Raw genomic sequence first — 25,257 nt, forward strand, 5'->3', positions numbered from 1 at the left:
GACTCAAATGAGTCGCTTTTTTTATATAAACTAAAACTATTTCCTACTCGAAAAATAAACACCTATTAAAACTACTAAAGCCCCTAAAGCTTGTACAATTCCTAATGTTTCACCCATAAAAAAATATCCCAACATAATAGCCACAACCGGAATGATATAAGTTACAGATGACGCAAAAACTGGTGAAGACAATTGTATTAATTTAAAAAACAAAATATTAGACAAGCCTGTTCCTACTACTCCTAAAATAGCAATAAAAAATAATGACGTTTGAACATTTTCTTGTTCTACAATATCAAAAAAACCTGAACAATAAAGCACTATTAAAGCAGGAACAAGCATAACGCTAAAATTCCCTACACTTATCGTTAATGGCTTTATATCCGATAAATATTTCTTAATCAGATTTACATTAATCCCATAGAATAATGAAGCCAAAAGTATCAATAATGCGTAATAATAATTCTCTGTATTATTACCTCCTTTTCCAAATAGTACCAATAAAACACAACCTATAAATCCTATAATTACACCAAATATTTGCCTTCGCTGTACCGATAAACCAAAAAACAACAACCCTATTAACAAGGTATTCACAGGTGTCAATGAATTCAAAATGGAGCTTATAGAACCATCAATTTTTGATAATGCTAATGCAAACAAAAAAACAGGCATAAAGGTTCCAAAAAGTGATGTTAAAGCAATATACTTCCATTTGTAAAGTGGAATATTAGCAATCTGCTTAAAGCCCACAATTAGTAAAAAGATAGCCGCAAAAAGTATCCGTAAACTCCCTAGCTGAATCGAATTCACGCCTTTTAACCCGAGTTGCATTAATATAAAAGAACTTCCCCAAACACAACCTAGAAAGCCCAACAAATACCATTTTGAATTATTATTTTCCATAAGCAATTTTCTTCATTCAAAATTCCGACTTTATTTTCAAAAACGGCACAAATTTTTCTTAATTTTGTAATCCATTTAAAAACAGAAATTTAAAAAAAATAATAATGAAAAACTTAAAGACTCTAGCTTTAGTTACACTAACAACTATTGCAATGGTAAGTTGTAAAAATGAAGCAGTAAACACAGAATTAAAATCAGATACAAACACTACAGAAATTGCTACTGCAGACTTAACCACAACAACTTTTAAAATTGAAGGAATGACTTGTGCAATGGGTTGTGCAAAAACAATCGAAAACAAACTAGCTGGTCTTGATGGTGTAGGCGAAGCAGTTGTTGATTTTGAAACTGAAACTGCTACAGTAAAGTTTGACGCTTCAAAACTATCTACTGAAAGCATTGTGTCTACTGTTGAAGGTGTTGCTGGTGGAGATCTTTACAAAGTAGCTGATGTTAAGACTTCAAGCGATAAAGCAATACTTGACCAAGAAAAGAAAAAAGGATGTTGCAGCAACACATCTAAAGAAAGCAAATCATGCTCTTCTGAAAGCAAAACAGACAAAAAAAGTTGTAGTGCTGAAAAAAAATCAGAAACTAAAAAAGAATCAAGTAAAATATAATTTTACTGCATAAAAAAAGGATTGCTAAGCAATCCTTTTTTTATGCATATATTTTTATTTCCATTCTATAGTCTCCATTAAATGTCTCATGTCATTTTTAACGTAATTCACGGCAGGCAAAATAGAATCGTAATTAGGTTTTGCATAAAAGTATAAACTTCCTGCCACAAAGTGCTTTGTACTATCTGTAACATAAAATTGTGCATTTGTAGCTGCATCACCTCCTACAGCAGAAAACATACCATACACTCTCTTTTCATAATTTAAATACGGCTGCGTAGTAATATCATCTGCTTTTATCACATGCTCATATGTCAATTTTTGAGCATCTATTAAAAGGGTATCAATATTCCCATTTACAGGCTTATACGTCAAGTACAATGTAGCTTTCATCTTAGGGTAATGCAATTCAAATGAACATGCGTTTTTTGAACTTACTTTTGCCATTTCATTTACTTCAAACTGATACGAACATCCACTATCAAAAAAACCGTATTTCGCATCCTTGTAATCCAATCTCAGCTGTGCTTTAGGTTTTGGAAGCGTATCTTCACCACAGGAAAATAACGAAAATGCCAATAATCCCAAAAGTATATTTCGCATAATTTATAATATCTTTTACTCTAACGTAACTTTAATTTGTTTTATTCTTCTTTTATCCAAACTTTCAATGGTAAACCAACAATTCTTAAAAGCAATCTTTTGATTTTTCTTAGGGAAGTTACCCGATATTTCTAAAATAAAACCTGCCAATGTTTCCGCCTCCCCTTTGCTCTCTTCAAAAGCCGATTCATTAACATCAACAATTCTATAAAAATCTTTCAAACTTATCTTTCCTTCAAAAAGAAAATTCTTATCGTCAATTTGCGAATAAATGATATTTTCATCATCAAATTCATCACTTATATCTCCAACAATCTCCTCTAGAATATCTTCCAAAGAAACTAATCCAGAAGTACCTCCATACTCATCAACTACAATAGCCAAGTGATTTTTCATCCCTTGAAACTCCTTTAAAAGATTATCTAGCTTTTTGTTTTCAGGCACAAAGAAAGGTTCACGAATTAAATTTTGCCAATCGAATTCTTTTTTATCAATGTAAGGAATCAAATCTTTGATAAACAATACACCTTCAATTTGATCAATATTATCTTTGTATACAGGAATTCTAGAATACCCTTTATCCACAATTTTAGGCATTACTTCCGAAAACTTTTCTGAAATATCTACAGCAAAAATATCAATTCTCGGACTCATCACTTGACGAACGTCGGTATTCCCAAAAGTAACAATTCCTTCTAAAATTTTTTGTTCCTCTTGTGTTGTTTCAGCATTATTTGTTAACTCTAAAGCCTGTGACAATTGATCCACTGAAAAACTTGTTTTTTGAACACTGAACTTCTTCTCAACATACAAAATTATATTGCGCATTGGAACAGTTATAGGCGTTAACAAGCGATCCAAAATAGAAATAGGCAATGCTACTTTTTTTGAAAACAAAACATTATTCCGATTAGCATAAATCTTTGGCAAAACTTCTCCACAAAGTAATATTAGAAAGGTAATTACAACAACTTCTAATGCAAATCGTAAAAAATACGACTGAATTACTCCAAATATTTTTTCACTTATAGACGAAAAGATAATTACTACTGCAATATTAATGAAATTATTTGCTACCAATATTGTGGCCAATAATTTCTTAGGACGCTCTAATAAACGAGAAATTAAATTTCCGGTATTATCATTCTCAGCTACCAAATCGTCAATATCCTTCTGAGACAATGAAAACAACGCAACTTCTGAACCAGAAATAAACGCTGAACAAATTAACAGTAAAACTACAGCTACTAAACCTAGTAGTAATTCAAAATCAATTGTATTTAAAAAACTGGAAGGGTCTGGGTCCAATATCTTAGGTATTAATTAAACATATTAAAATGGTAAATCATCATTACCATTAGAATCGTCAAAATTAGTGTTTTTTGAGGATTCCATTTCATTTCCTTTAAAGTTTTGCTTGGCAGCTACTTCTGTATCTTTTTTAGTTGTCAGAAAAGTAAATTCGGTAACTTGAATTTCAGTTGTATATTTTGTATTACCATCTTCACCTTGCCATTGACGCGATTTTATACGACCTTCAATATAGATTTTATCGCCTTTAGTTAAATACTTTTCACATATTTCTGCAGCCTTATTACGAACTACAATGTTATGCCATTCAGTTGAAGTTATTTTTTCTCCCGTCGTCTTGTTAATATAAACTTCATTAGTTGCTAAAGGAAATCTACCGATGCAGTTCCCTCCTTCAAAATAGTGCATTTTCACCTCATCTCCCAGATGACCTATCAATAACACTTTGTTTAATGTTCCGTTCATGGCGTGTATTTTTATTAAGCTTTTGGACTAACCAAATATACTATATTTCCTTATATGAAACGTAATTTGATTCAATAAAATTATGTATAACAATTGGGAACGGACGTTTTAAAACTTCATCCAAAGGCAGGGCGCCAAGAATCACTTTATCAAAAGTCAACTCGTAAAAATTTATATGCAAATGCTGATGGGACAACTTATGAACAATGGTGTTTTCATTCATCAATGTAAGCATTTTTGGGGAAAATTGTTTTGTGATACACTTTACTACCTCTTCATCTCTTTTTGAAGCATCAAATTCTAAAAAAGGAAACTCAAATAAATTCTGCCAAATTCCCCTTCCTTCTCGCTTTTGAATCATAAAATCACCATTGCAATCACGCTGAACCAAATAGCTCAAATACCGGTTAACTACTTTTGTCTTTTTCAGTTTTAAAGGCAGTCCTCCCACCCTATTATGTTGCAATGCAAAACAAGAAACATTAAAAACACATTGTGAACAATTGGGGCTTTTAGGCACACATTGCAAAGCACCGAATTCCATTAATGCTTGATTATATAATGAAGCCTTCCCTTTTGGCAACAATTCATTAGACAAATCCCTAAAAACTTTCTTGGATTTAGGCTGTGAAATATCATCTTCAATTCCGAAATAACGCGACAAAACACGAAACACATTACCATCAACAACCGGCACCTCTTCTCCATAAGCAATTGAAGCTATAGCAGCAGCTGTATACTCACCAACTCCTTTTAATTGCAATAACAAACTATAAGTCTCTGGGAAAACACCATCCAACTCATAAGCAATGTATTTTGCAGTAGCGTGTAAATTACGAGCCCTGGAATAATAACCTAGACCTTGCCACAACTTTAACACCTCGTTCTCGGAAGCATTTGCCAAATCAAAAACGGTTGGAAATGAAGAAATAAACGCTTCATAATAAGGTAATCCTTGTGCTACTCGTGTTTGCTGAAGCATAATTTCAGAGAGCCAAATATTATATGGATTAGTAGTTTTTCGCCACGGCAAATCGCGTTTGTTTTGTAAATACCAATCAATTAACGACTTAGAAAAATTCATTTTTTAGGTTTGAAAAGCAAAAATAAAAAGATTAGCACTTAAAATTTAATTAATTAAGGTTGATTAATTGTTTTTTTAATTTGTATATTTGCACACTCAAAAAAAGTACACAAAATATTAATACGAAAGAAAATGACGAAAGCAGATATCGTAGCGAAAATTTCTGAAAAATTGGGTCTTGAAAAAACTGACGTTCAAGCGACTGTAGAGTCTTTTATGGAAGAAGTAAAAAACTCTCTTGAAACAGGAGACAATGTTTACCTAAGAGGTTTTGGTAGTTTTATCATTAAAACTAGAGCTGAAAAGACTGGAAGAAACATCTCAAAGAATACAACTATTAAGATTCCTGCTCACAACATTCCTGCATTTAAACCTGCAAAAGTTTTTGTAGAAAGTGTAAAAACGAAAACAGAAGTTACAGTATAAAAATAATTTATTAATCTAAACCAACAACGTTATGCCAAGTGGTAAAAAGAGAAAAAGACATAAGGTAGCAACTCACAAACGTAAAAAAAGAGCGAGAGCTAACCGTCACAAAAAGAAAAAGTAGTTTTAAACTACTTTTCTTTTTTTTAAAGTTCTTTGAAATGAATCAGTTTAATACTGATTTTCGGGTAAAATACCTGTAAAAAATTAATGTTTAATCCATCTATACCTGTAAAATTTAAAGTCTCCTAAAACTTCTCATTTTTTTAGCAGTTAGACTTAGAATTTTTAAAGTATGGATAAAAATGTACCGCATGAACAAAGAATTAATTATTCGTTCAGGTTCAGAAGCTGTAGATTTTGCCTTATTAAAAGATGGAAAACTAATCGAATTACATAAAGAAGAAGAAAAAGAAGGCAACAATTTTAGTGTTGGCGATATTTTTATTGCCAAAATTAGAAAGCCTGTTGCCGGACTAAATGCGGCCTTTGTAAATGTAGGTTATGAAAAAGATGCATTTTTGCATTATCATGATTTAGGCCCCAATCTTTCCTCTTTAATGAAATTTATTAAACTTGTAAGCGCAGGTAAATTAAAAGATTATTCACTCAAAAATTTTCCTTTTGAACCAGAGATTAACAAGGATGGAGCGATTAGCGATATTTTAAGCGCCAATCAATCCTTACTTGTACAAATCGTTAAAGAACCCATATCAACAAAGGGACCCCGAATTAGTTCGGAAATCTCTTTAGCAGGTCGATATGTGGTATTAGTTCCTTTTTCAGACAGGGTTTCGGTTTCACAAAAAATCGAATCTAAAGAAGAAAAAGACCGACTAAAGCGATTGGTAATGTCTATTAAACCAAAAGGTTTTGGGGTTATTGTTCGTACAGTAGCCGAAGGCAAAAAAGTAGCTGAACTTGATAAAGATTTACAAACATTACTTGACCGTTGGTCAGCCATGTGTAAAAGGCTACAAACAGCACATCATCCCTCCAAAGTATTGGGCGAATTGAACAAAGCATCTTCTATTTTAAGAGATGTTTTCAACGATTCTTTCACCAGTATTATGGTTGACGATGAAGAATTGTATTTACAAACGAAGGACTATTTGCAAGAAATAGCTCCGGATAAAGTGTCTATCGTCAAACACTATCAATCGAAAGAATTACCTCTATTTGAGAAATATCACATCGAAAGACAAATTAAAACTTCTTTTGGGAAAACCGTTTCCATGAGCAAAGGAGCGTATTTAATTATAGAACACACTGAAGCTTTGCACGTAATTGATGTAAACAGTGGTAACCGTTCAAATAAAGCGCAAACTCAAGAAGGAACAGCCTTAGAAGTAAACTTAATTGCAGCAGCAGAAATTGCAAGACAGCTACGACTAAGAGACATGGGAGGTATTATTGTAGTCGATTTTATCGATATGCAAAATGCCGAACACCGAAAAGAGCTTTACGACTTCTTAAGAGAAGAAATGAGTGACGATAAGGCCAAGCACAAAATCTTGCCTCCTAGTAAATTTGGATTAATTCAAATTACTAGACAAAGAGTTAGACCAGAAGTCAATATTAAAACGAGAGAAGAAGATCCGAATGAAAACGGAGAGATTGAAGCTCCGATTTTAATTATTGATAAGATTGCATCTGACCTTGAAAGAATTATAAAAGACCACAAAAAGATTGTATTAAATGCACATCCATTTGTGGCAGCATACCTAACTAAAGGTTTTCCATCAACACGTTCAAAATGGTTTTTTGAACATAAAAAATGGGTGAAAATCATACCTCGTGACGCTTACACGTATCTTGAATACCATTTCTTTGACAAAGAAGGAAATGAGATTAAATTATAATTGAAAATTCAATTAAAAACAAAAAACCGCTACTCGAGAGAATAGCGGTTTTTTTTATTGACAAAAACTAATCCAACTCATATTCTAGTCGAACCGTTATCCTAGCAGTTTTATTCTTACTATAAGTGTCATAAATCCCACCATAACTATAATCTTCTGTTGAACCTTGACCTGTAATTTGAAAAACTCCCATTGAAGCATTCTTTAACTTCCCTAAGTCACCACTACCCGTTGTAACAATCTTTACAGCTCTTTCTTTAGCATCTTGCGTAGCACTCTCAATCAAACTCTGCTTTAAACTTGGTAAATCAGAATAAGTATATTGAATAGCATTCGAATTTAATTCAATACCTGAATTAATAAGTTCAGACGTTTTACTAGACACATTTTCAATTTTCCTCATTAACTCCGGATTCTTCTTTGCAGTAAAAATTATCGTTTGGGAAGCTTCATAACCATCAAAAACTTGCTCATATTTTACATTATAAGGATTTTCAGCATTTTCTTGTCTAATTTCTCGAAACCTTTTTTGAAACTTAACAGCTCCAAACGTAAATTCACTCTCCTTAAACCCCTTACTCACAAAAAAATCTTTTACAACTTTCTGATCTGAAATCATTTTACTGTATGCCTCCTTTATCTCCACATTTTTCGTTGTAAAACTAGCCGACCATAAAATTTCATCCGACACAAAATCCTTTGTCCCCAAACCGACTACTGAAATTGAATCTAAATGTTCATTTCTATTTTTAAATGCTGTACCCAAAAGCCATGCAGAAACAATTATTGCAAAACCAACAATAAAACTAGTTTTAATTTTATCCGATATTTTAGTCATAATAATCTTTTTTAAAGAATAAATAAATCTAACTCTTTAAAGATAAGAATATTTACTTAAAGAAAAACTTACAAAAAAATTATCTTTTGGTTCTAAAAAAAGCACGCATCAATATGGCGCATTCATTTTCTAAAACCCCAGAGACCACTTTGGTTTTAGGATGTAGTTGTGTCCCTAATTTTGAAAAACCTCTATTTTCGTCAGACGCTCCATAAACTATTTTCGTAATCTGACTCCAATATAAAGCTCCTGCGCACATTTGACAAGGTTCTAAAGTCACGTAAAGCGTACAATCTTTCAAATATTTTCCTCCTAAGAAATTTGCGGCACTCGTTATGGCTTGCATTTCAGCATGCGCCGTTACATCGTTTAATAACTCCGTTAAATTATGACTTCTAGCAATTACTTTATTATCGATAACAACGATAGCACCTACAGGAATTTCGCCTTTATCAAAAGCCATTTCTGCCTCTTGAAGTGCTTTTTTCATAAAGTATTCGTCGGTGAAAATATTTTCCATAAGCACAAAAATACGATTTCCAATTCTTACTTTTGTAAGATGAAAGAAAATTTACTTTCCGATATAACAACGCCTTATGATTTAAGGAAACTCACTCCTGATCAACTTCCACAAGTTGCCAATGAATTACGCAACTTCATTATTGATGTTGTTTCGCAAAAAGGAGGCCATTTAGGCGCCAGTTTAGGAGTTGTTGAACTTACAGTTGCATTACATTATGTTTTTAACACACCTGATGATCTACTAGTCTGGGATGTTGGTCATCAAGCGTATGGACATAAAATTTTAACGGAAAGAAGAACAAATTTTCACACTAATAGAGAAAAAAATGGCATTTCAGGTTTTCCAAAAAGAAGTGAAAGCATCTACGACACTTTCGGTGTAGGACATTCCTCTACTTCTATTTCAGCTGCATTAGGAATGGCTATTGCTTCCAATCTGAAAGGAGACACAACAAAACAACACATCGCTGTTATAGGAGACGCCTCAATTGCTAGTGGAATGGCTTTTGAAGGTTTGAATCATGCTGGTGTTACTAATGCAAATTTATTAGTTATTCTAAATGACAATGCAATTGGTATCGACCCGAGTGTTGGTGCTTTGAAAGACTATCTCACAGCTGTAAAAGACGGTAAAAACCCAAAACAAAACAATATTATTAAATCGTTGAATTTTGACTACACTGGTCCTATTGACGGTCATGATTTACCAAAATTAATTTCAGAATTACAACGTTTACAAAAAATAAAAGGTCCGAAGTTTTTACATGTTATCACAACCAAAGGTAAAGGTTTACAATTGGCTGAAGAAGACCAAGTAAAATACCATGCCCCTGGAAAATTTGAAGCGAAAACTGGAAAAATTCACAAAAAAAATGAAGATAACCTACCGCCTAAATTTCAGGACGTTTTCGGACACACACTAGTAGAATTAGCTAAAGAAAATCCCAAAATCATTGGGATTACTCCAGCAATGCCTACTGGTAGTTCTATGAAATTTATGATGGAAGCTTTTCCAGAAAGAGCTTTTGATGTAGGAATTGCAGAGCAACATGCCGTTACCTTAGCTGCCGGAATGGCTACACAAGGAATGGTAGTTTTTTGCAATATTTATTCTACTTTTTTACAACGTGCTTACGACCAAGTTATCCACGATGTGGCTTTACAGGATTTACCCGTAATATTTTGTTTAGACCGAGCAGGATTAGTGGGTGAAGATGGCGCTACTCATCATGGTGTATATGACATAGCATTTTTAAGCTGCATTCCAAATATGATTATTGCAGCTCCTTGTAATGAAGTTGAACTGCGCAATATTATGTTCACAGCACAAAATGGACTAGAACATCCTATTGCCATTCGTTATCCAAGAGGAAGAGGCGAAATGGTAAATTGGCAACAACCTTTTGAAAACATTACAATTGGAGAAATAAAACAACTAAAAAAAGGATCCAAAGTCGCTATTTTATCTACTGGGACAATTGAAAATAATGTTACTAAAGCTTTAACTCAAATTGAAAACAAGGAATTATTTTCTCATTATCATTTCCCATTTATAAAACCAATTAACAAATCAGCCATAGAAGAAATAGAGAATAATCATGATTCCATTATTACTATTGAAGATGGTTGTTTAATTGGAGGTTTTGGTACTATTATTGCAAAAAACATTACAACAAGAAAAATTACCAATCTAGGTATTCCAGATGAATTTATTGAACATGCAACTGTTGAAGAACAGCAACAATTTTGTGGTCTGGACGTTAATAGTTTAATAAAATTTTTTTCAAGTTATTGAAATTAATGACTTTTGCAGCAAATTAACCAAAACAGTAAAAATGAACAGGATACAGCATTTGTCTCTAACCCTTATTTTCTTATTTGTAACAGCAGTATCGTTTTCTCAAAATATAATTAGAACTACCTTACCTGACACCATTTCATATTGGACTAAAAAGAATAAAGTAGGATTAGATATTTCTCAAATTTCATTTGTCAATTGGAATGCCGGTGGAAATAATTCAATATCGGGTTTAGCAAAAGGAAATTTCATTCGAACATATGAACGAAAAAATACTATGTGGAATACCGAACTTATTCTACGCTATGGTTTAAATAAACAAGATGGTCAAGAGTTACGAAAAACTGACGATCAAATACAGCTAAACTCTACTTTTGGTTTTCGAAGAGACACCATATCAAAATGGTACTTTGGTGGTAAGTTTAACTTCAATACTCAGTTTTACAACGGTTATTCTTATCCGAATACGGATGTTGCCATTTCAAAACCTTTTGCTCCCGCCTACACCTTTTTTGGGGTTGGTGCGGAATACGACAATAAAGAACACAAGCTAAAAGTTTACTTATCGCCTCTTACACAAAAAACCACTTTTGTTTTGGACAGCAGGTTAGCTAATTCAGGCTCTTATGGTGTTGAAGCCGCTGTTTATGACATTGATGGCAATATGATTCGTAGAGGAAAAAAGACTAAAACTGAAGTGGGTGTCTTGGTTACCAGTCAATGGGAAAAAGAAATCCTTAAAAATATTGAATTCGAAAACCGCATTAGTTTGTATAGCGATTATTTAAATAAATTTGGCAATATCGATATTGACTGGCAAATGCAATTGGAAATGACCGTAAACGAGTTTGTAAAAGCCAACATAGGGACTGCATTGCTTTATGACGACGACATTAAAGCGAAGAAAGATGTTAATGGTGAGCAAATAACTGTAGGACCAAAAATACAATTAAAACAAATTTTAGGAATCGGTGCTGTATACACATTTTAATAAAAAAGGAGGTTATTACAACCTCCTTTTTTATTTCTTACCATTTATAGTATCAAATAGTTGAAGGGCTTTCCCGTCTGTTAAAAGCGAAACAAAATGACAAATATGTAACAATTTATGATACATAGTATCGTCTTTTATCACCTGGAAACGCTCAGGGAGTAACTTTAACATCAAATTATCATAATTAGATGCTATACCATTGGTTTTATTAATATACGCCGTACAAAACTTATCCAATAGTGTATTGATAACCTGATAGCCTACCACTTCTTTCTCAATAACCTCTTTGCTTTGGTAAACATTTTTAATACTTATTTGAATAATGTCTTCCATTTGTGCTTTGTATTGTGACTTGTCCATCAAAGAAAATGGAAAATTGCCATTCAGGATAGCTTCCTCATTTTCCATGAATACTTTAACAGCATCACCTATCAAACTACCAATAGCCAAAGCTCGTAAATAACTAATACGATCTTCCTTAGTAGTTAACTCATTGTATTTTTTAGGATCAATTCCTTTTTTTACCAATTTGATTAAATACTCCAAAGCAAATTCTTCTTGTATTAAACCCAAATTGATACCATCTTCAAAATCGATAATTGTATAACAAATATCATCGGCTGCCTCAACTAAATACGCTAAAGGATGGCGCTCAAAACCAATATCGCCTACCGATTTATTAGCAATTAGTCCAACTTCTTTGGCTACATCTTCAAAAAAAGCTTTGTCCTGCTGAAAAAAACCATATTTCTTATCGCATATTTTGGATGTTGGTTTTTTAGGCAAACTCTCTTTTGGGTATTTCATAAATGCTCCCAAAGTTGCATACGAAATGCGCAATCCACCTTCTACTCCTTCTCTGTCGGAAGCTAAAACTGAAAATCCATTGGCATTACCTTCAAAATCAATAAAATCTTGCCATTCTTTATCTGAAAGCGCTGCTTTAAAACGCTGTCCGTTTCCGGTCTTAAAATACTCGCCAATCGCTTTTTCTCCCGAGTGCCCAAAAGGGGGATTTCCAATGTCGTGCGATAAAGCTGCTGCCGCAACTACAGCACCAAAATCATTCATGTGGTAACCGTGAATCTCAGTTAAATACGGATATTTTTCTAAAATTTGTTTTCCTACCAAACGTCCGAGCGAACGTCCCACAACAGAAACTTCTAAACTGTGCGTTAAACGCGTATGCACAAAGTCGGTTTTCGACAATGGAATTACTTGGGTTTTATCTTGCAACCCTCTAAATGCCGAAGAAAAAATAATACGATCATAATCGACTTCAAAACCCAATCGGGTATCGTCTTGTTCTTTACGTAATCGCTTGCTTGTATCACCTTGACGTTTAAGCGACATCAATTCTTCCCACTTCATCATTCTATTTGTACTCAGGTTTATCGTTGGCTAAAAAGAAATCTCGTGACTTTTTAGGATATACTCCATAACTAATATCACTTGGATTTTCTATTACCGATTTAATAGTAATTTCATCGCCTATTTTAAATTTGGCTTCGGTGTATTTATAATCCAATAAGTATTCGCCACAGAAATAATTCCCTTTTTCATCTTTCTCAATAATACCAGTATAAACCCCTTTATTTGCTCTCGACATGCTTTTTCTATTTGTTTTCCCAAATGTACGAAATGCTGGGTAATATTACTATAAACAAAAACAGCCATCTGATGACGGCTGTTTTAAATATTAATTTTCTTTATTTTAGATTAAGAACCACACATTTCACAGTCGTCTGGCCCAGCTGCTTTAGCACGTGCTAACATGGCTTTAAACTCATCTTCTGACATTTCCTGTGTTTCTACCGCTACTGGAACTGGTTGTGCTTTTTTATCGTTACTTAAAGTAAACTTAATAGCATCTACTGCTGATTTCGTTCGTAAATAATACATTCCTGTTTTTAATCCAGATTTCCAAGCATAGAAGTGCATTGACGTTAATTTTGCCATAGTAGCACCTTCCATAAACAAGTTCAATGATTGCGATTGATCAATGAAATATCCACGTTGACGTGACATATCAATAATATCTTTCATACTCAACTCCCAAACTGTTTTGTATAATTCTTTAATGTCTTGAGGAATCACATCGATATTTTGAATAGAACCATTATTACGCATGATTTCTTGTTTCAAACCATCATTCCAAAGACCTAAAGCTACCAAATCGTGTAACAAGTGTTTGTTTACTACAATAAACTCACCTGACAATACACGACGTGTGTAAATATTTGAAGTATAAGGCTCAAATGCTTCGTTATTTCCAAGAATTTGAGAAGTTGAAGCTGTAGGCATAGGTGCTAATAATAATGAGTTACGCACACCATTTTCCATCACTTCTTTACGAAGTGAAGCCCAATCCCATCTTCCTGATAAATCTGAATCGTTTAATCCCCACATGTTGTATTGGAACTCCCCTTGTGAAATTGGAGAACCTTCAAATGTAGAATATGGACCTTCTTCTTTTGCTAATTCCATAGAAGCTGTAACTGCTGCAAAATAAATCGTCTCAAAAATCTCTTGATTCAATTGTTTTGCTTCGTCACTTGTAAAAGGCAAACGCAATAAAATGAAAGCATCTGCTAAACCTTGCACTCCTAATCCAACTGGACGGTGACGAAGATTTGAGTTTTCAGCTTCTTTAACAGGATAGTAATTTCTATCAATTACCTTATTCAAGTTACGCGTAATTCGCTTTGTTACATCGAATAAAAATTGGTGATTGAATTTCCCGTCTTCTACAAACATAGGCAATGAAATAGACGCCAAGTTACAAACTGCAATTTCATCTTCCGATGTATATTCTAAAATTTCAGTACATAAATTCGATGAACGAATTGTACCTAAATTCTTTTGATTTGATTTTCTATTCGCCGCATCTTTGTACAACATATAAGGCGTACCAGTCTCGATTTGCGATTCTAATATTTTTTCCCAAAGCTCACGTGCCTTGATGGTCTTTCTTCCTTTTCCTGCTGCTTCATACGAAGTATATAAAGTTTCAAACTCTTCACCATATACGTCATACAAACCAGGACATTCATTTGGACACATTAACGTCCAAGTAGAATCTTCCTCTACACGCTTCATAAACAAATCACACATCCACATTGCGAAGAATAAATCACGCGCGCGCATTTCTTCTTTTCCATGGTTTTTCTTCAAATCCAAGAAATCAAAGATATCTGCATGCCAAGGTTCAATATAGATAGCAAAACTACCTTTACGCTTTCCTCCACCTTGATCTACATAACGTGCCGTATCATTGAACACACGTAACATTGGCACAATTCCATTTGAAGTCCCGTTTGTTCCACGAATATAAGAACCTGTAGCTCTTACATTATGAATAGATAAACCAATTCCTCCTGCAGATTGCGAAATTTTAGCTGTTTGCTTTAACGTATCGTAAATTCCATCAATACTATCATCTTGCATTGTTAACAAGAAACAAGAAGACATTTGTGGTTTTGGTGTACCTGCGTTGAACAATGTAGGTGTTGCATGCGTAAAGAATTTCTTCGACATTAATTCATACGTTTCAATTGCAGAATCGATATCGTTAAGATGAATCCCTACAGAAACACGCATCAACATATGTTGTGGGCGCTCGGCAATCTTACCGTTTATCTTTAATAAATACGAACGTTCTAATGTTTTAAACCCAAAGTAATCGTAGTTGAAATCACGGTTGTAAATGATAGTAGAATCCAAACGTTCTGCATTATCCATCATCACTTGGTATACCTCATCAGAAATCATAGGTGCATCTTGTCCCGTTCTTGGATTCACATATTGATACAAGTCCGTCATGGTTTCTGAGAACGATTTCTTAGTATTTTTATGCAAGTTTGAAACTGCAATACGTGCTGCTAATTGTGCATAATCTGGGTGTGTAACTGTCATTGAGGCAGCGGTTTCGGCCGCTAAATTATCCAATTCAGAAGTTGTAACCCCATCATACAAACCTTCAATTACACGCATGGCAACCTTAACCGGATCAACCAATTCGTTCAATTCATAGCATAAAAATCTAATTCTGTCGGTAATTTTATCAAACATTACCGGTTCTCTTCTACCGTCTCTTTTTACTACATTCATATTACAACTACTTATTTTTGGTTAATTAACAGAGCCCCTTTTTTTACTTCCTAGCTCTTTAGAGGAATAACAACCTATTTCACTGCACATACATTTTGCCTCGCATAAAAACACCTGAACAATTAATATCATTCGATGTCACGAAACACATGTAGCACATTATTAAAATAGTAAAATTGAAACTAAATGCTTCTAATTTTAAAACAAAATACTTTTAGGTTATTAAAAATCAGCGTCAAAACTAATTTTGTTTGCATCAGTATCGTTGTTCAAAACACCGGCTTTTTGATATTCAGAAACGCGTTTTTCAAAGAAATTAGTTTTTCCTTGAAGCGATATCATATCCATAAAATCAAAAGGATTAGATGAATTATACACCTTTTCGCATCCTAATTCTACCAATAATCTATCGGTTACAAACTCTAAATACTCCGTCATTAACTTTGCATTCATTCCAATTAAACTCACTGGAAGCGACTCCGTTACAAACTCTCTTTCGATGTTTAGCGCATCAATAATGATGTCTTTAATTCTTGATTTAGGGACTTTATTTACAAGATGATTGTTGTGTAAATGCACTGCAAAATCACAGTGTACACCTTCATCACGAGAAATCAATTCATTTGAAAAAGTCAAACCTGGCATTAAACCACGCTTTTTCAACCAGAAAATAGAACAAAATGCACCTGAAAAGAAGATTCCCTCTACAGCAGCAAACGCAATTAAACGCTCTGCAAAAGAATCAGATTCAATCCATTTTAATGCCCATTCTGCTTTTTTCTTAATTGCTGGAAAAACTTCAATTGCATGAAACAATTTATTCTTTTCGTTTTCGTCCTTAACATAAGTATCAATTAATAACGAATACGTTTCACTATGAATGTTTTCCATCATAATTTGGAAACCATAGAAAAATTTTGCCTCGGCATATTGCACTTCGTTAACAAAGTTTTCCGCTAAGTTTTCATTTACAATACCATCTGAAGCAGCAAAAAAAGCTAAAATATGTTTGATAAAATATTTTTCATCGTCATTTAACTTTGTGTTCCAATCGGTAACATCTTGATGCAAATCAATTTCTTCAGCAGTCCAAAAACTAGCCTCCATTTTCTTGTACCATTCCCAAATATCATGATGTTTGATTGGAAAAATTACAAAACGGTCTTTGTTTTCTTGCAATATTGGCTCGACTACTGACATACTTATTTGATTTTTATTGTATTACTATTTGAAATATATTCTTGATTCCTGATTACAAAGTTTGTCATTTGAAATGAAAAATGAAAGTCAAACTTATTCACAATTTGGCCAAGTTTTTAACAACGAATACAAATTTTCCTACTATTCCTTGAAATCACAATATACTGAAAACCAATACATTAAATCCAAACAAAAGAGCAGCAAAATCTGCGTGAATAGCAGCAAACACATTCACTAACCGTTGTTTTTGACCTAAAATTTTATGGAGTTATTTTTTTAAATCTTGAGCTACTCTATCCAATTCATCAAACCATTGTTGACCGAATTTACGAATTAGTGCTTCTTTTACAAATTGATAAACTGGAACACCCAATTCTTCACCTAAAGCACAAGCATCTGTACAAATATGCCATTTGTGATAATTTACTGCTGCAAAATCTGAATATTCTTTTACACGTATAGGGTATAAATGACACGACACAGGCTTTTTCCAGCTCACCAAACCTTGATTATAGGCCTGCTCGATTCCACAAAGTGCCGTTTTGCCATCAAAAATCACATAAGCACAATCCTTCCCATCAATAAGAGGAGTTTCCAATTCTCCAAAATCTGAAACCACATGCGTACCTTGCGCTTCAATAGCCGCGATTCCTTCAGGCCTTAAAAAAGGTTTCACCTTTGGGAAAATTTCAGCTAAAATCCTTGTCTCTTCTTCATCCAAAGGTGCACCAGCATCACCATCCACACAACACGCTCCATGACATGCATTCAAGTTACAAACAAACTCTTTCTCTAAAATTTCCTCAGAAATTATGGTTTTATCAAGCTGAAACATATATGTGTTCTTTAAAGTGCAAAGATACTCATTTTTTAAAATAGAAATCATCCAACAACACCCTAAATAAACAAGAACTAAGATTTCAGTAGCGATTAAAGCGTACTTTAAATAAAATAACCAGAAGTATCTTTCAAATTAAAAATCTAAGGGAACGTTAAATAAAAAACAGACTTATCAAGGAATAAGTATATTTGCATAAAATTTTACAGATGTTTGACTGGAAAGAGATTTTGACCATCAGCATGGTTTTGTTTGCTGTAATTGATATAGTAGGCAGTATTCCTATAATTGTAGATTTAAGAAGTAAAGTAGGCCACATACAATCGGAAAAAGCAACAATTGTTGCCGCATGTATCATGATAGCCTTTTTATTTGTGGGTGAAGAAATCTTAAAATTGATAGGCATTGATGTAAACTCTTTTGCTGTTGCAGGTTCGTTTGTATTGTTTTTCCTAGCACTTGAAATGATATTAGGAATACGTTTGTACAAAGAAGACAACCCAACAACTGCTTCAATTGTTCCTATCGCTTTCCCATTAATTGCTGGAGCAGGAACTATGACAACCATCTTATCACTTCGCGCAGAATATGAAATAGCCAACATAATTGTAGCTATCATTATTAATGTGATTGTAGTTTATGCCGTTTTGAAAGCTTCAGGGAAAATTGAAAAAGCATTAGGAGCCAACGGACTAGGCATTATTCGTAAAATTTTTGGCGTAATTTTATTGGCAATCGCAGTAAAATTATTCGCCACCAATGTTAAAGGATTATTTATTTAAAAAATAAGGAATGAAAATTTTTAGTTATATTATTATTGCAATTGCCATCGGATTAATCGTTTTCAACATTACGCAAGTTGATTTCAACCAACCTTTTGAAGGAAATAGTACTATTGCATTAATAGGAATAGTTTCCGGCTTTTGCGCAATTGTTTTGACCTTGGTCTTTAGAATGTCAAAAATTATTGAGGAAAAAACAAAAAAGTAGACTTATGTTTGATGCTTTAATTATTGGCGGTGGTGCTTCAAGTATGTCGTGTGCGCTTGTCCTTGGATCAGCGTACAAAAAACCTTTTGCTTCCGAAAAGAAAATCGGAATAATCGCACACCAAAAAGCATCATCATTACAAAACGGAATTTACAACAACGCATACGGAATTACTCCTGGTAAATTGGGTAGTGAGTTATTAACAGAAAGCAAAACGCATTTAGCTACCTTATACCCGCATGTTTTACAAATTAAAAACGAAAAAGTACTAAGCATTAACAAACTTGAAAATTACTTTGAAGTTGTAACCAACAAAAACACCTATACTACAAAAATTGCTATTATTGGAATTGGCTCTGGAAATCCATTAACGATTGAAGGACTCGAACCTTTTGTGATGCCACACCAAAAAGCATTACCTCAAAAAAATAGAATTCAACTACAGAATAATGACCATCTGGTTACCGGAGGCTTATATGTAATTGGCACCTTAGCAGGACATCGTAGTCAATTGAGCATTGCTACAGGAAGTGGTGCGAGTGTAGCCGGTGATATTTTAACCCTATGGAATGACGGCAACCATGCACAAGTACACGATGCTGTCGATAAAGATTAATTAAGTTCAAGTACTTTTTTTACCATTTTATCTTCCGACAATACCACTTCATAATAATGCTCGTCATCAAAAAGTTGGCGCACGAACTCTGCATATAAATACTTTTTTATTTTTGCTTTGTCTGAAAAATTCAAGATAATACCTCCATCTGCAATATGCTTTTGAAAAGCCATTAGGTAATTATTTTTATCACAAACTTCTTTTTTCAACTCCGATAATGAAAGCCCATTGAAAAAATTTCTTTTTTGATCCAATTGCTCAAAAACAAAGTAACTCACAATACCAGATTGCATAATCATGTAAGTCCCCTCTTCACCATGCTTTGCTTCATATGGCACAAATACATCAGGAGTAATACCGCCTCCACCATAAACAATTCTTCCTTTTTTGGTTTTGTATTTCAAACTATCAGCTATATGAACACTGTCAGCCTCATACAATTCACCACTTTCGAAACGCTTTTCAAATTCGTTAAAATAAGCCTCACCTTTATCTTCATAAGGTTTTTGAATAGATCTTCCAGATGGCGTATAGTAACGCGCAACAGTTAAACGAATCGCGGATCCATCACCCAAAGGCATTTCTCGCTGTACCAATCCTTTTCCAAAAGAGCGTCGACCAACAATAGTTCCTCTATCATTATCTTGTACTGCACCCGCTAAAATTTCACTTGCTGAAGCACTATTCTCATTTATCAACACATACACATTACCTTCTTCAAAATCGCCATCTGCCGTTGCTTTGGAAACATCTTCACGTCCTCGCTTGTTTTTAGTTTTAACGATTAACTCGCCTTCTTTCAACAAATCATCGGCTATAGCATTTGCAACTTCTAGGTACCCTCCTCCATTATCTCGTAAATCGATAATAAGACGATTCATCTTATTGCTTTTCAACTTCAACAAGGCTCTATGAAACTCTTCGTAAGTTGTTTCTGCAAAACGGTTTATTTTGATATAACCCAAATCATCAGAAACCATAAAAGCAACATCTACACTTTTGATAGGCACAACGTCACGTTTTACTTTAATCTTTAACTTTTTACCTTCTGTTTTTCTGAAAACCGTTAAGTTAACTTCCGAACCAATTTCACCTTTTAAATGTGGATACAATGAATCATTCGGTAAATTCTTGTCAAACAATTGGTATTTATCAGCATACAAGATACGATCCCCTGCCTTAATCCCCGCTATTTCTGAAGGCCCATCTTTCAAAGGCTTAATTACCGCTACAGAATCTTTGTACATGTAAAAATTTACACCTATCCCTACAAAATCGCCGCGCATGTTTTCGTTAACCGAAACTAAATCTTCTTGGTTGATATAAACCGAGTGTGGATCGAGATTCTCCAAAATACGATCTACCGTAATATCAACAATTGAGTCCGTATTAACATCATCAACGTATTCTCTGTCAATAAAATCAATAAGTTCATTTAATTTGCTTTTCCCATCTGTTTTGGAAACAAATGAAGGACCACCTAGCTTACTTCCCAAAACGAGACCTAAGGCTATAGCACCTGTAAAAACAATAGGCAAGTATAACTTATTAATTTTCATTTTCTTAATCCAAATCTTCTAACAATTCAACCTCAACACCTGCACGAATTAAAAAATCAATTCCAGCAGTATCCTTGTATTGCTCATGAAAAACCACTCTTTTAATCCCAGATTGATGAATCAACTTGGAACAATCTTTACAAGGCGATAATGTGATGTATAACGTAGCATTTTCACATGATTGTGTAGAACGTGCTACTTTTGAAATTGCATTAGCTTCAGCATGTAAAACATACCATTTTGTCAAATTATCTTCGTCTTCACAACAATTTTCAAATCCAGATGGTGTCCCATTGTAACCATCGGAAATAATCATTCTATCCTTTACAATTATTGCGCCAACTTGCTTACGTTTGCAATAAGAAAGTTGCCCCCATTCTTTCGCAATTCGCAAATAAGCCTTATCGTATTTTCTTAACTTTTCTGGCATCTTATCTGTTCCAAATTTCACTTTCAATTAGCATTGGTAAAACTACACCAATTATAAATGCCGACATTACCAAAGCCCAATCTCTTTTTGAAAATCTAAAAAAAGTTTGCACTATATAAGCTAAAATCAACACTACCAAAACCACTACTAATTGCGCTGCTTCAATACCTAAAGCAAATTCCAATAGTGGCAATAACTTATCAGAGGCTTTTCCTGGCAAAATTGCTTTAAAATAATTAGAAAAGCCTAAGCCATGTATAACGCCAAAAAACAACGTAACTATTGCCATAAAGGAGATACTCTCATTTTTCCCAGACTTTCCAGCTGTAAACAAATGAAAAACCGCCGTTGTCAAAATGGTAATCGGAATCAGAAACTCAACTAAGGTAGGATTCACCGTTACTATACCATACACTGATAATAATAACGACAAAGTATGTCCTATAGTAAAAAGCGACACGAGTAGAAATACTTTTTTCCAATCCTTAAACGCATAAGGTATCAAAAGAGCGATTAAAAACATCACATGGTCATAAGCATGAATATCAAGCACATGGTTCAAACCAAGTTTAAAATACAACCAGAATTCCGTCATAATTTATAGTGTTTTTTAGGGAAACTCAAACTTACAACATATTTTAGAAATAATGAATTGTAGTAAAAGAAAAGCATTTAAATTATTTTCTAAAAATCGAAATAAAAGTATATTTGCATAACATAAAAAAAGAAAGTATGTCATTTTCAGATTTATTCGATAACGAATTTAAAAATAGAAACAAAGGTCATTTTGCTGCAATTGTAAGAGTTGCATTATCAGATGGCGAAATTACATCAGAAGAAAAAGACTTTTTAGACAAATTAGCTATTCGTCTTGAAATTTCAAATGAGGAGTATGAAGAAATATTAGAAAACCCAGCAAAATATCCTGTAAACCCTCCGGTACTTCACGTACACAGACTTGAGCGTTTATACGATTTAGCACGTATGGTTTATGCTGACCACATTTTAGGTCCAAAACAAAAACAAATTTTAACACGTTTTACTTTAGCTTTAGGTTTCACACCTAGCAACGCTGGGTACATTGTTGACAAAGCTTTATCATTATTGGTATTAAATGTTGACTTAGACACCTTCATCTACGAAATGAAAAACATGTACAAATAAAAAAAAGCTCCTAAATTAGGAGCTTTTTTTATCTTATCTTCTTTCCCTTATGCATTGCGCATAAACTCTTCCGCTTTTTCCACCATATTTTTACTTCCACAGAAAAATGGAACTCTTTGATGTAATTCTGTAGGTTTTATTTCCATAATTCTACTAAAACCATCTGTAGCTTTACCACCAGCTTGTTCAGCAATGAAAGCCATAGGATTACATTCATACAACAAACGCAATTTACCTTTTGGCGCTTTTGAACTTGTTGGATAAATATAAATTCCTCCTTTAATCATATTTCTATGGAAATCAGAAACTAAACTTCCAATATAACGTGAAGTATACGGACGATCTCCTTCTTCAGCTTGACAATACTTCAAGTAATCTTTCACTCCTTTTGGGAAATGAATATAATTCCCTTCGTTGATAGAATATATTTTTCCATCTTCCGAATATTTCATGTTTGGATGAGACAAATAAAATGTTCCTATTGCTGGATTCAAAGTAAATCCATTAACCCCAGCACCTGTTGTATAAACCAACATTGTTGAAGTACCATAAATCACATACCCTGCAGCCACTTGCGCTGTACCCGGTTGTAAAAAGTCTTCCGTAGTTACAGGAGTTCCTACAGGCGAAACACGACGAAATACCGAGAAAATTGTTCCTACAGAAACATTTACATCAATATTTGAAGATCCATCAAGCGGATCCATTAACACCACATACTTATTATTGTGTCCATTATCAGCACCCGCAACAGTAATGAAATCATCATTTTCTTCAGAAGCAATACCACATACAATTTCACGATTTATAAGCGTTTGAATAAAAACTTCATTCGCGTACACATCTAATTTTTGCTGATCTTCTCCTTGAATATTTTGTTCTCCAGCTGCGCCAACGATATCTACAAGTCCAGCTTTATTTACTTTATAATTAACCACTTTTGCGGCTAAACGAATCGAATTAATAATTCTTGATAATTCTCCAGTAGAATATTGAAAAGAAGCTTGGTTTTCAATAATAAATTCTCCTAAAGTTGTGTTTTTTTCTTCCATTTCAAATGATGCAGTTGTTTTCAGCTACAAATATCGGTTTTTTTGTGAAATGAATAAATTATTTATGAAAGTTGTTTCCGTTAGATGTACTTTTGCAAACGTATAACGCTCATTTTACAACAATTATGATTATTCGAAAAGGAACACCAGAGGATATGCCTTCGGTTTTGAAGTTGATACAAGAATTGGCCATTTTTGAAAAAGAGCCTGATGCTGTTGTAATTACAGCAGACGATTTAATACGCGACGGTTTCTCTGAAAATCCATTATTCCAAACCTTTGTTGCGGAAGTAGAAAATGAGATTGTGGGCATTGCACTTTATTATTACCGTTATTCTACTTGGAAAGGAAAAACCATTCACCTCGAGGATTTAATTGTGAATGAAGACAAACGTGGTATTGGTGCAGGTTTTGCTTTGTACAAAGAAGTTATCAAACAAGGAAAACGCGATAATGTAAAACGCATAGAATGGAATGTCCTAGATTGGAACACCAATGCTATTAATTTTTACGAGAAAAGCGGTGCGCAAGTATTAAAAAATTGGCACCTTGTGCAAATGGATGAGAAAGGAATTGATATATTTTTAAATAGTTTAGACAAATAAAATGAGAGTTTTCAAATTTGGTGGAGCATCAGTTAAAGATGCTGAAGGTGTAAAAAATGTCGCCTCTGTTTTAGCACAAGTAGGCCATGATAAAACGTTATTGGTTATTTCTGCTATGGGAAAGACCACCAATGCATTAGAAGGAGTTGTCCATAATTATTTCGATAAATCGAACGAATTAAACGCTTCTTTACAAGAAATTCGTAAATACCACAATCAAATTCTTATTGACTTATTTGACAACGAAGAGCACGACGTGTTTTTCGATATAAACAGTCATTTTGATGATTTGGAATATTTTATCCGTAGCAACAAATCGCCAAACTACAACTTTGTGTACGACCAAGTTATCAGCTATGGTGAAATTATTTCTACAACTATTGTAAGTCACTATTTCAATGAAATAGGCTTAAAAAACACTTGGTTGGATGTGCGTAACTTTATTAAAACCGATACCAACTACCGTGATGCCAATGTGGACTGGAATCAAACACAACAATTGATTACCAAGAACGTTGCCAAAAACACCATGTACATTACACAAGGTTTTATTGGTTCTGATCCAAACAACTTTACGACCACTTTAGGAAGAGAAGGTTCTGATTATACTGCCGCTATCTTTGCTTACTGTATGGGTGCACAAAGTGTAACCATTTGGAAAGACGTCCCTGGGGTATTAAATGCCGATCCGCGTTATTTTGAAAATGCAATTTTATTGAACCAAATTTCATACCGCGAGGCTATTGAACTGGCTTTCTACGGCGCGAGTGTTATTCACCCAAAAACATTACAACCGCTTCAGAAAAAAGAAATTCCGTTGTATGTAAAATCATTTATTAATCCATTATTGAATGGAACAAGCGTATCAAAAGGTGCTGACCTTGAACCGCATTCGCCGTGTTTCATTGTTAAGAAAAACCAATTATTACTCTCGCTTTCGTCATTGGATTTCTCTTTTATTATGGAAGACCACATCAGCGAGATTTTTGCTTTATTTCACCAATACAAATTGAAAGTGAATTTGATTCAAAATACGGCTATTAGTTTCTCGGTTTGTATTGAAGACAAATTCAACAATTTTGGAGAATTAAAATCAATCTTAGCGAAGAAATTCAAAGTGTCGTATAACGAAAATGTTTCATTGTATACCATTCGTCATTTCGATGAAAACTCGATAAAAGTAGTGGAAACCAACAAAACGGTTTTACTAAAACAAATTTCGAGAGAAACACTTCAAATCATTACAAAAGAATAAATAAAAAAC

At 33.7% G+C, this 25,257-nt stretch carries 27 protein-coding genes; 11 read left to right on the forward strand and 16 right to left on the reverse strand.

What is annotated here, in order from left to right:
• Positions 1–36: 36 nt before the first annotated feature.
• The gene (locus ACFS5J_RS08150; RefSeq protein ID WP_379811600.1) at positions 37–906 is read right to left on the reverse strand and encodes a DMT family transporter; all 870 of its coding nucleotides are present in this window, start codon (positions 904–906) and stop codon (positions 37–39) included.
• A 104-nt stretch (positions 907–1,010) separates the two neighbouring features.
• On the opposite strand from ACFS5J_RS08150, the gene ACFS5J_RS08155 reads away from it, so the two are divergent.
• Positions 1,011–1,526, forward strand: a complete 516-nt coding sequence (locus ACFS5J_RS08155; RefSeq protein WP_379811601.1) for a heavy-metal-associated domain-containing protein — start codon at positions 1,011–1,013, stop codon at positions 1,524–1,526.
• Positions 1,527–1,580: 54 nt separating this feature from the next.
• On the opposite strand, the gene gldD is transcribed toward ACFS5J_RS08155, so the two are convergent.
• From gldD to mutY, 4 genes are read right to left on the reverse strand one after another with little or no spacing between them, the layout of a single operon-like run.
• Positions 1,581–2,129, reverse strand: coding sequence for a gliding motility lipoprotein GldD (gene gldD / locus ACFS5J_RS08160; RefSeq protein WP_379811602.1), 549 nt, complete (start codon positions 2,127–2,129; stop codon positions 1,581–1,583).
• Positions 2,130–2,144: 15 nt separating this feature from the next.
• Positions 2,145–3,437, reverse strand: a complete 1,293-nt coding sequence (locus ACFS5J_RS08165) for a gliding motility-associated protein GldE (protein WP_379811604.1) — start codon at positions 3,435–3,437, stop codon at positions 2,145–2,147.
• A gap of 24 nt (positions 3,438–3,461) precedes the next feature.
• Complete coding sequence (locus ACFS5J_RS08170) at positions 3,462–3,905, reverse strand: single-stranded DNA-binding protein (RefSeq protein ID WP_379811605.1); 444 nt, start codon at positions 3,903–3,905, stop codon at positions 3,462–3,464.
• Positions 3,906–3,945: 40 nt separating this feature from the next.
• Positions 3,946–4,989: an A/G-specific adenine glycosylase gene (mutY, locus tag ACFS5J_RS08175; RefSeq protein ID WP_379811606.1), complete on the reverse strand. Its 1,044-nt coding sequence runs from the start codon at positions 4,987–4,989 to the stop codon at positions 3,946–3,948.
• Positions 4,990–5,103: 114 nt separating this feature from the next.
• Between mutY and ACFS5J_RS08180 the strand changes: the two genes are divergently transcribed.
• Together ACFS5J_RS08180 and ACFS5J_RS08185 are read left to right on the forward strand one after the other, a co-directional pair.
• Positions 5,104–5,415 carry an HU family DNA-binding protein gene (locus ACFS5J_RS08180; RefSeq protein WP_379812253.1) on the forward strand — a complete coding sequence of 104 codons (312 nt, stop codon included), beginning with the start codon at positions 5,104–5,106 and terminating at the stop codon, positions 5,413–5,415.
• A gap of 314 nt (positions 5,416–5,729) precedes the next feature.
• Positions 5,730–7,277, forward strand: coding sequence for an Rne/Rng family ribonuclease (locus ACFS5J_RS08185; protein WP_379811607.1), 1,548 nt, complete (start codon positions 5,730–5,732; stop codon positions 7,275–7,277).
• Positions 7,278–7,344: 67 nt separating this feature from the next.
• On the opposite strand, the gene ACFS5J_RS08190 is transcribed toward ACFS5J_RS08185, so the two are convergent.
• Together ACFS5J_RS08190 and ACFS5J_RS08195 are read right to left on the reverse strand one after the other, a co-directional pair.
• On the reverse strand, positions 7,345–8,115 hold the full coding sequence (locus ACFS5J_RS08190; protein WP_379811608.1) for an SIMPL domain-containing protein: 771 nt from the start codon (positions 8,113–8,115) through the stop codon (positions 7,345–7,347).
• A 79-nt stretch (positions 8,116–8,194) separates the two neighbouring features.
• The gene (locus ACFS5J_RS08195; RefSeq protein ID WP_379811609.1) at positions 8,195–8,635 is read right to left on the reverse strand and encodes a nucleoside deaminase; all 441 of its coding nucleotides are present in this window, start codon (positions 8,633–8,635) and stop codon (positions 8,195–8,197) included.
• A 39-nt stretch (positions 8,636–8,674) separates the two neighbouring features.
• Here ACFS5J_RS08195 and ACFS5J_RS08200 point away from each other — a divergent pair, with 39 nt between their 5' ends.
• Both ACFS5J_RS08200 and ACFS5J_RS08205 read left to right on the forward strand, forming a co-directional pair.
• Positions 8,675–10,432, forward strand: coding sequence for a 1-deoxy-D-xylulose-5-phosphate synthase (locus ACFS5J_RS08200; protein ID WP_379811610.1), 1,758 nt, complete (start codon positions 8,675–8,677; stop codon positions 10,430–10,432).
• A gap of 40 nt (positions 10,433–10,472) precedes the next feature.
• Entirely contained in the window at positions 10,473–11,426 is a 954-nt protein-coding gene (locus ACFS5J_RS08205; protein ID WP_379811611.1) for a DUF3078 domain-containing protein, read from the forward strand.
• A 30-nt stretch (positions 11,427–11,456) separates the two neighbouring features.
• Here ACFS5J_RS08205 and dgt read toward each other — a convergent pair whose 3' ends face one another.
• The 5 genes from dgt to ACFS5J_RS08230 all read right to left on the reverse strand — a co-directional run bounded on the left by dgt (position 11,457) and on the right by ACFS5J_RS08230 (position 17,574).
• Positions 11,457–12,800: a dGTP triphosphohydrolase gene (gene dgt, locus ACFS5J_RS08210; RefSeq protein WP_379812255.1), complete on the reverse strand. Its 1,344-nt coding sequence runs from the start codon at positions 12,798–12,800 to the stop codon at positions 11,457–11,459.
• Positions 12,801–12,804: 4 nt separating this feature from the next.
• Entirely contained in the window at positions 12,805–13,038 is a 234-nt protein-coding gene (locus ACFS5J_RS08215; RefSeq protein WP_379811612.1) for a hypothetical protein, read from the reverse strand.
• Positions 13,039–13,148: 110 nt separating this feature from the next.
• Positions 13,149–15,539 carry a ribonucleoside-diphosphate reductase subunit alpha gene (locus tag ACFS5J_RS08220; protein ID WP_379811613.1) on the reverse strand — a complete coding sequence of 797 codons (2,391 nt, stop codon included), beginning with the start codon at positions 15,537–15,539 and terminating at the stop codon, positions 13,149–13,151.
• Between the two features lie 222 nt (positions 15,540–15,761).
• Entirely contained in the window at positions 15,762–16,739 is a 978-nt protein-coding gene (locus ACFS5J_RS08225; protein WP_379811615.1) for a ribonucleotide-diphosphate reductase subunit beta, read from the reverse strand.
• Positions 16,740–17,007: 268 nt separating this feature from the next.
• Positions 17,008–17,574, reverse strand: a complete 567-nt coding sequence (locus tag ACFS5J_RS08230; RefSeq protein WP_379811617.1) for a DUF3109 family protein — start codon at positions 17,572–17,574, stop codon at positions 17,008–17,010.
• Between the two features lie 212 nt (positions 17,575–17,786).
• Here ACFS5J_RS08230 and ACFS5J_RS08235 point away from each other — a divergent pair, with 212 nt between their 5' ends.
• From ACFS5J_RS08235 to ACFS5J_RS08245, 3 genes are read left to right on the forward strand one after another with little or no spacing between them, the layout of a single operon-like run.
• Positions 17,787–18,359 (forward strand): MarC family protein, encoded by a 573-nt coding sequence (locus tag ACFS5J_RS08235; RefSeq protein WP_379811618.1) that lies wholly within the window; start codon positions 17,787–17,789, stop codon positions 18,357–18,359.
• Positions 18,360–18,369: 10 nt separating this feature from the next.
• Positions 18,370–18,567 carry a hypothetical protein gene (locus ACFS5J_RS08240; RefSeq protein ID WP_379811619.1) on the forward strand — a complete coding sequence of 66 codons (198 nt, stop codon included), beginning with the start codon at positions 18,370–18,372 and terminating at the stop codon, positions 18,565–18,567.
• Positions 18,568–18,571: 4 nt separating this feature from the next.
• The gene (locus ACFS5J_RS08245; protein ID WP_379811620.1) at positions 18,572–19,183 is read left to right on the forward strand and encodes an FAD-dependent oxidoreductase; all 612 of its coding nucleotides are present in this window, start codon (positions 18,572–18,574) and stop codon (positions 19,181–19,183) included.
• On the opposite strand, the gene ACFS5J_RS08250 is transcribed toward ACFS5J_RS08245, so the two are convergent.
• Genes ACFS5J_RS08250 through ACFS5J_RS08260 form a run of 3 tightly spaced genes read right to left on the reverse strand, consistent with a single transcriptional unit; the run spans position 19,180 to position 21,767 of the window.
• Positions 19,180–20,742, reverse strand: a complete 1,563-nt coding sequence (locus ACFS5J_RS08250) for a S41 family peptidase (RefSeq protein ID WP_379811621.1) — start codon at positions 20,740–20,742, stop codon at positions 19,180–19,182. The two genes, ACFS5J_RS08245 and ACFS5J_RS08250, sit on opposite strands and share 4 nt — an antisense overlap.
• A gap of 4 nt (positions 20,743–20,746) precedes the next feature.
• On the reverse strand, positions 20,747–21,172 hold the full coding sequence (locus tag ACFS5J_RS08255; RefSeq protein WP_379811622.1) for a deoxycytidylate deaminase: 426 nt from the start codon (positions 21,170–21,172) through the stop codon (positions 20,747–20,749).
• 1 nt (position 21,173) lies between these two features.
• Positions 21,174–21,767 (reverse strand): HupE/UreJ family protein, encoded by a 594-nt coding sequence (locus ACFS5J_RS08260; RefSeq protein WP_379811623.1) that lies wholly within the window; start codon positions 21,765–21,767, stop codon positions 21,174–21,176.
• Between the two features lie 137 nt (positions 21,768–21,904).
• On the opposite strand from ACFS5J_RS08260, the gene ACFS5J_RS08265 reads away from it, so the two are divergent.
• The gene (locus ACFS5J_RS08265) at positions 21,905–22,336 is read left to right on the forward strand and encodes a tellurite resistance TerB family protein (RefSeq protein WP_379811624.1); all 432 of its coding nucleotides are present in this window, start codon (positions 21,905–21,907) and stop codon (positions 22,334–22,336) included.
• A gap of 47 nt (positions 22,337–22,383) precedes the next feature.
• On the opposite strand, the gene fbp is transcribed toward ACFS5J_RS08265, so the two are convergent.
• Entirely contained in the window at positions 22,384–23,388 is a 1,005-nt protein-coding gene (fbp, locus tag ACFS5J_RS08270) for a class 1 fructose-bisphosphatase (protein ID WP_379811625.1), read from the reverse strand.
• Positions 23,389–23,513: 125 nt separating this feature from the next.
• Here fbp and ACFS5J_RS08275 point away from each other — a divergent pair, with 125 nt between their 5' ends.
• Positions 23,514–23,993: a GNAT family N-acetyltransferase gene (locus ACFS5J_RS08275; protein WP_379811626.1), complete on the forward strand. Its 480-nt coding sequence runs from the start codon at positions 23,514–23,516 to the stop codon at positions 23,991–23,993.
• 1 nt (position 23,994) lies between these two features.
• Complete coding sequence (locus tag ACFS5J_RS08280; RefSeq protein WP_379811628.1) at positions 23,995–25,248, forward strand: aspartate kinase; 1,254 nt, start codon at positions 23,995–23,997, stop codon at positions 25,246–25,248.
• The last annotated feature ends 9 nt before the right edge of the window (positions 25,249–25,257 follow it).

The sequence above is a fragment of the Flavobacterium chuncheonense genome (genome assembly GCF_042686145.1).
GTDB classification, from domain to species: domain Bacteria; phylum Bacteroidota; class Bacteroidia; order Flavobacteriales; family Flavobacteriaceae; genus Flavobacterium; species Flavobacterium chuncheonense.

Coding starts and splice junctions, on each gene's coding strand:
- ACFS5J_RS08265 (WP_379811624.1), top strand. CDS start 21,905: ATGTCATTTTCAGATTTATTCGATAACGAATTTAAAAATAGAAACAAA.
- ACFS5J_RS08190 (WP_379811608.1), bottom strand. CDS start 8,115: ATGACTAAAATATCGGATAAAATTAAAACTAGTTTTATTGTTGGTTTT.
- ACFS5J_RS08220 (WP_379811613.1), bottom strand. CDS start 15,539: ATGAATGTAGTAAAAAGAGACGGTAGAAGAGAACCGGTAATGTTTGAT.
- ACFS5J_RS08280 (WP_379811628.1), top strand. CDS start 23,995: ATGAGAGTTTTCAAATTTGGTGGAGCATCAGTTAAAGATGCTGAAGGT.
- ACFS5J_RS08275 (WP_379811626.1), top strand. CDS start 23,514: ATGATTATTCGAAAAGGAACACCAGAGGATATGCCTTCGGTTTTGAAG.
- fbp (WP_379811625.1), bottom strand. CDS start 23,388: ATGGAAGAAAAAAACACAACTTTAGGAGAATTTATTATTGAAAACCAA.
- ACFS5J_RS08240 (WP_379811619.1), top strand. CDS start 18,370: ATGAAAATTTTTAGTTATATTATTATTGCAATTGCCATCGGATTAATC.
- ACFS5J_RS08225 (WP_379811615.1), bottom strand. CDS start 16,739: ATGTCAGTAGTCGAGCCAATATTGCAAGAAAACAAAGACCGTTTTGTA.
- ACFS5J_RS08185 (WP_379811607.1), top strand. CDS start 5,730: ATGAACAAAGAATTAATTATTCGTTCAGGTTCAGAAGCTGTAGATTTT.
- ACFS5J_RS08200 (WP_379811610.1), top strand. CDS start 8,675: ATGAAAGAAAATTTACTTTCCGATATAACAACGCCTTATGATTTAAGG.
- ACFS5J_RS08250 (WP_379811621.1), bottom strand. CDS start 20,742: ATGAAAATTAATAAGTTATACTTGCCTATTGTTTTTACAGGTGCTATA.
- ACFS5J_RS08235 (WP_379811618.1), top strand. CDS start 17,787: ATGTTTGACTGGAAAGAGATTTTGACCATCAGCATGGTTTTGTTTGCT.
- ACFS5J_RS08230 (WP_379811617.1), bottom strand. CDS start 17,574: ATGTTTCAGCTTGATAAAACCATAATTTCTGAGGAAATTTTAGAGAAA.
- ACFS5J_RS08170 (WP_379811605.1), bottom strand. CDS start 3,905: ATGAACGGAACATTAAACAAAGTGTTATTGATAGGTCATCTGGGAGAT.
- ACFS5J_RS08195 (WP_379811609.1), bottom strand. CDS start 8,635: ATGGAAAATATTTTCACCGACGAATACTTTATGAAAAAAGCACTTCAA.
- mutY (WP_379811606.1), bottom strand. CDS start 4,989: ATGAATTTTTCTAAGTCGTTAATTGATTGGTATTTACAAAACAAACGC.
- ACFS5J_RS08245 (WP_379811620.1), top strand. CDS start 18,572: ATGTTTGATGCTTTAATTATTGGCGGTGGTGCTTCAAGTATGTCGTGT.
- ACFS5J_RS08260 (WP_379811623.1), bottom strand. CDS start 21,767: ATGACGGAATTCTGGTTGTATTTTAAACTTGGTTTGAACCATGTGCTT.
- ACFS5J_RS08255 (WP_379811622.1), bottom strand. CDS start 21,172: ATGCCAGAAAAGTTAAGAAAATACGATAAGGCTTATTTGCGAATTGCG.
- ACFS5J_RS08205 (WP_379811611.1), top strand. CDS start 10,473: ATGAACAGGATACAGCATTTGTCTCTAACCCTTATTTTCTTATTTGTA.
- gldD (WP_379811602.1), bottom strand. CDS start 2,129: ATGCGAAATATACTTTTGGGATTATTGGCATTTTCGTTATTTTCCTGT.
- ACFS5J_RS08150 (WP_379811600.1), bottom strand. CDS start 906: ATGGAAAATAATAATTCAAAATGGTATTTGTTGGGCTTTCTAGGTTGT.
- ACFS5J_RS08155 (WP_379811601.1), top strand. CDS start 1,011: ATGAAAAACTTAAAGACTCTAGCTTTAGTTACACTAACAACTATTGCA.
- ACFS5J_RS08215 (WP_379811612.1), bottom strand. CDS start 13,038: ATGTCGAGAGCAAATAAAGGGGTTTATACTGGTATTATTGAGAAAGAT.
- dgt (WP_379812255.1), bottom strand. CDS start 12,800: ATGAAGTGGGAAGAATTGATGTCGCTTAAACGTCAAGGTGATACAAGC.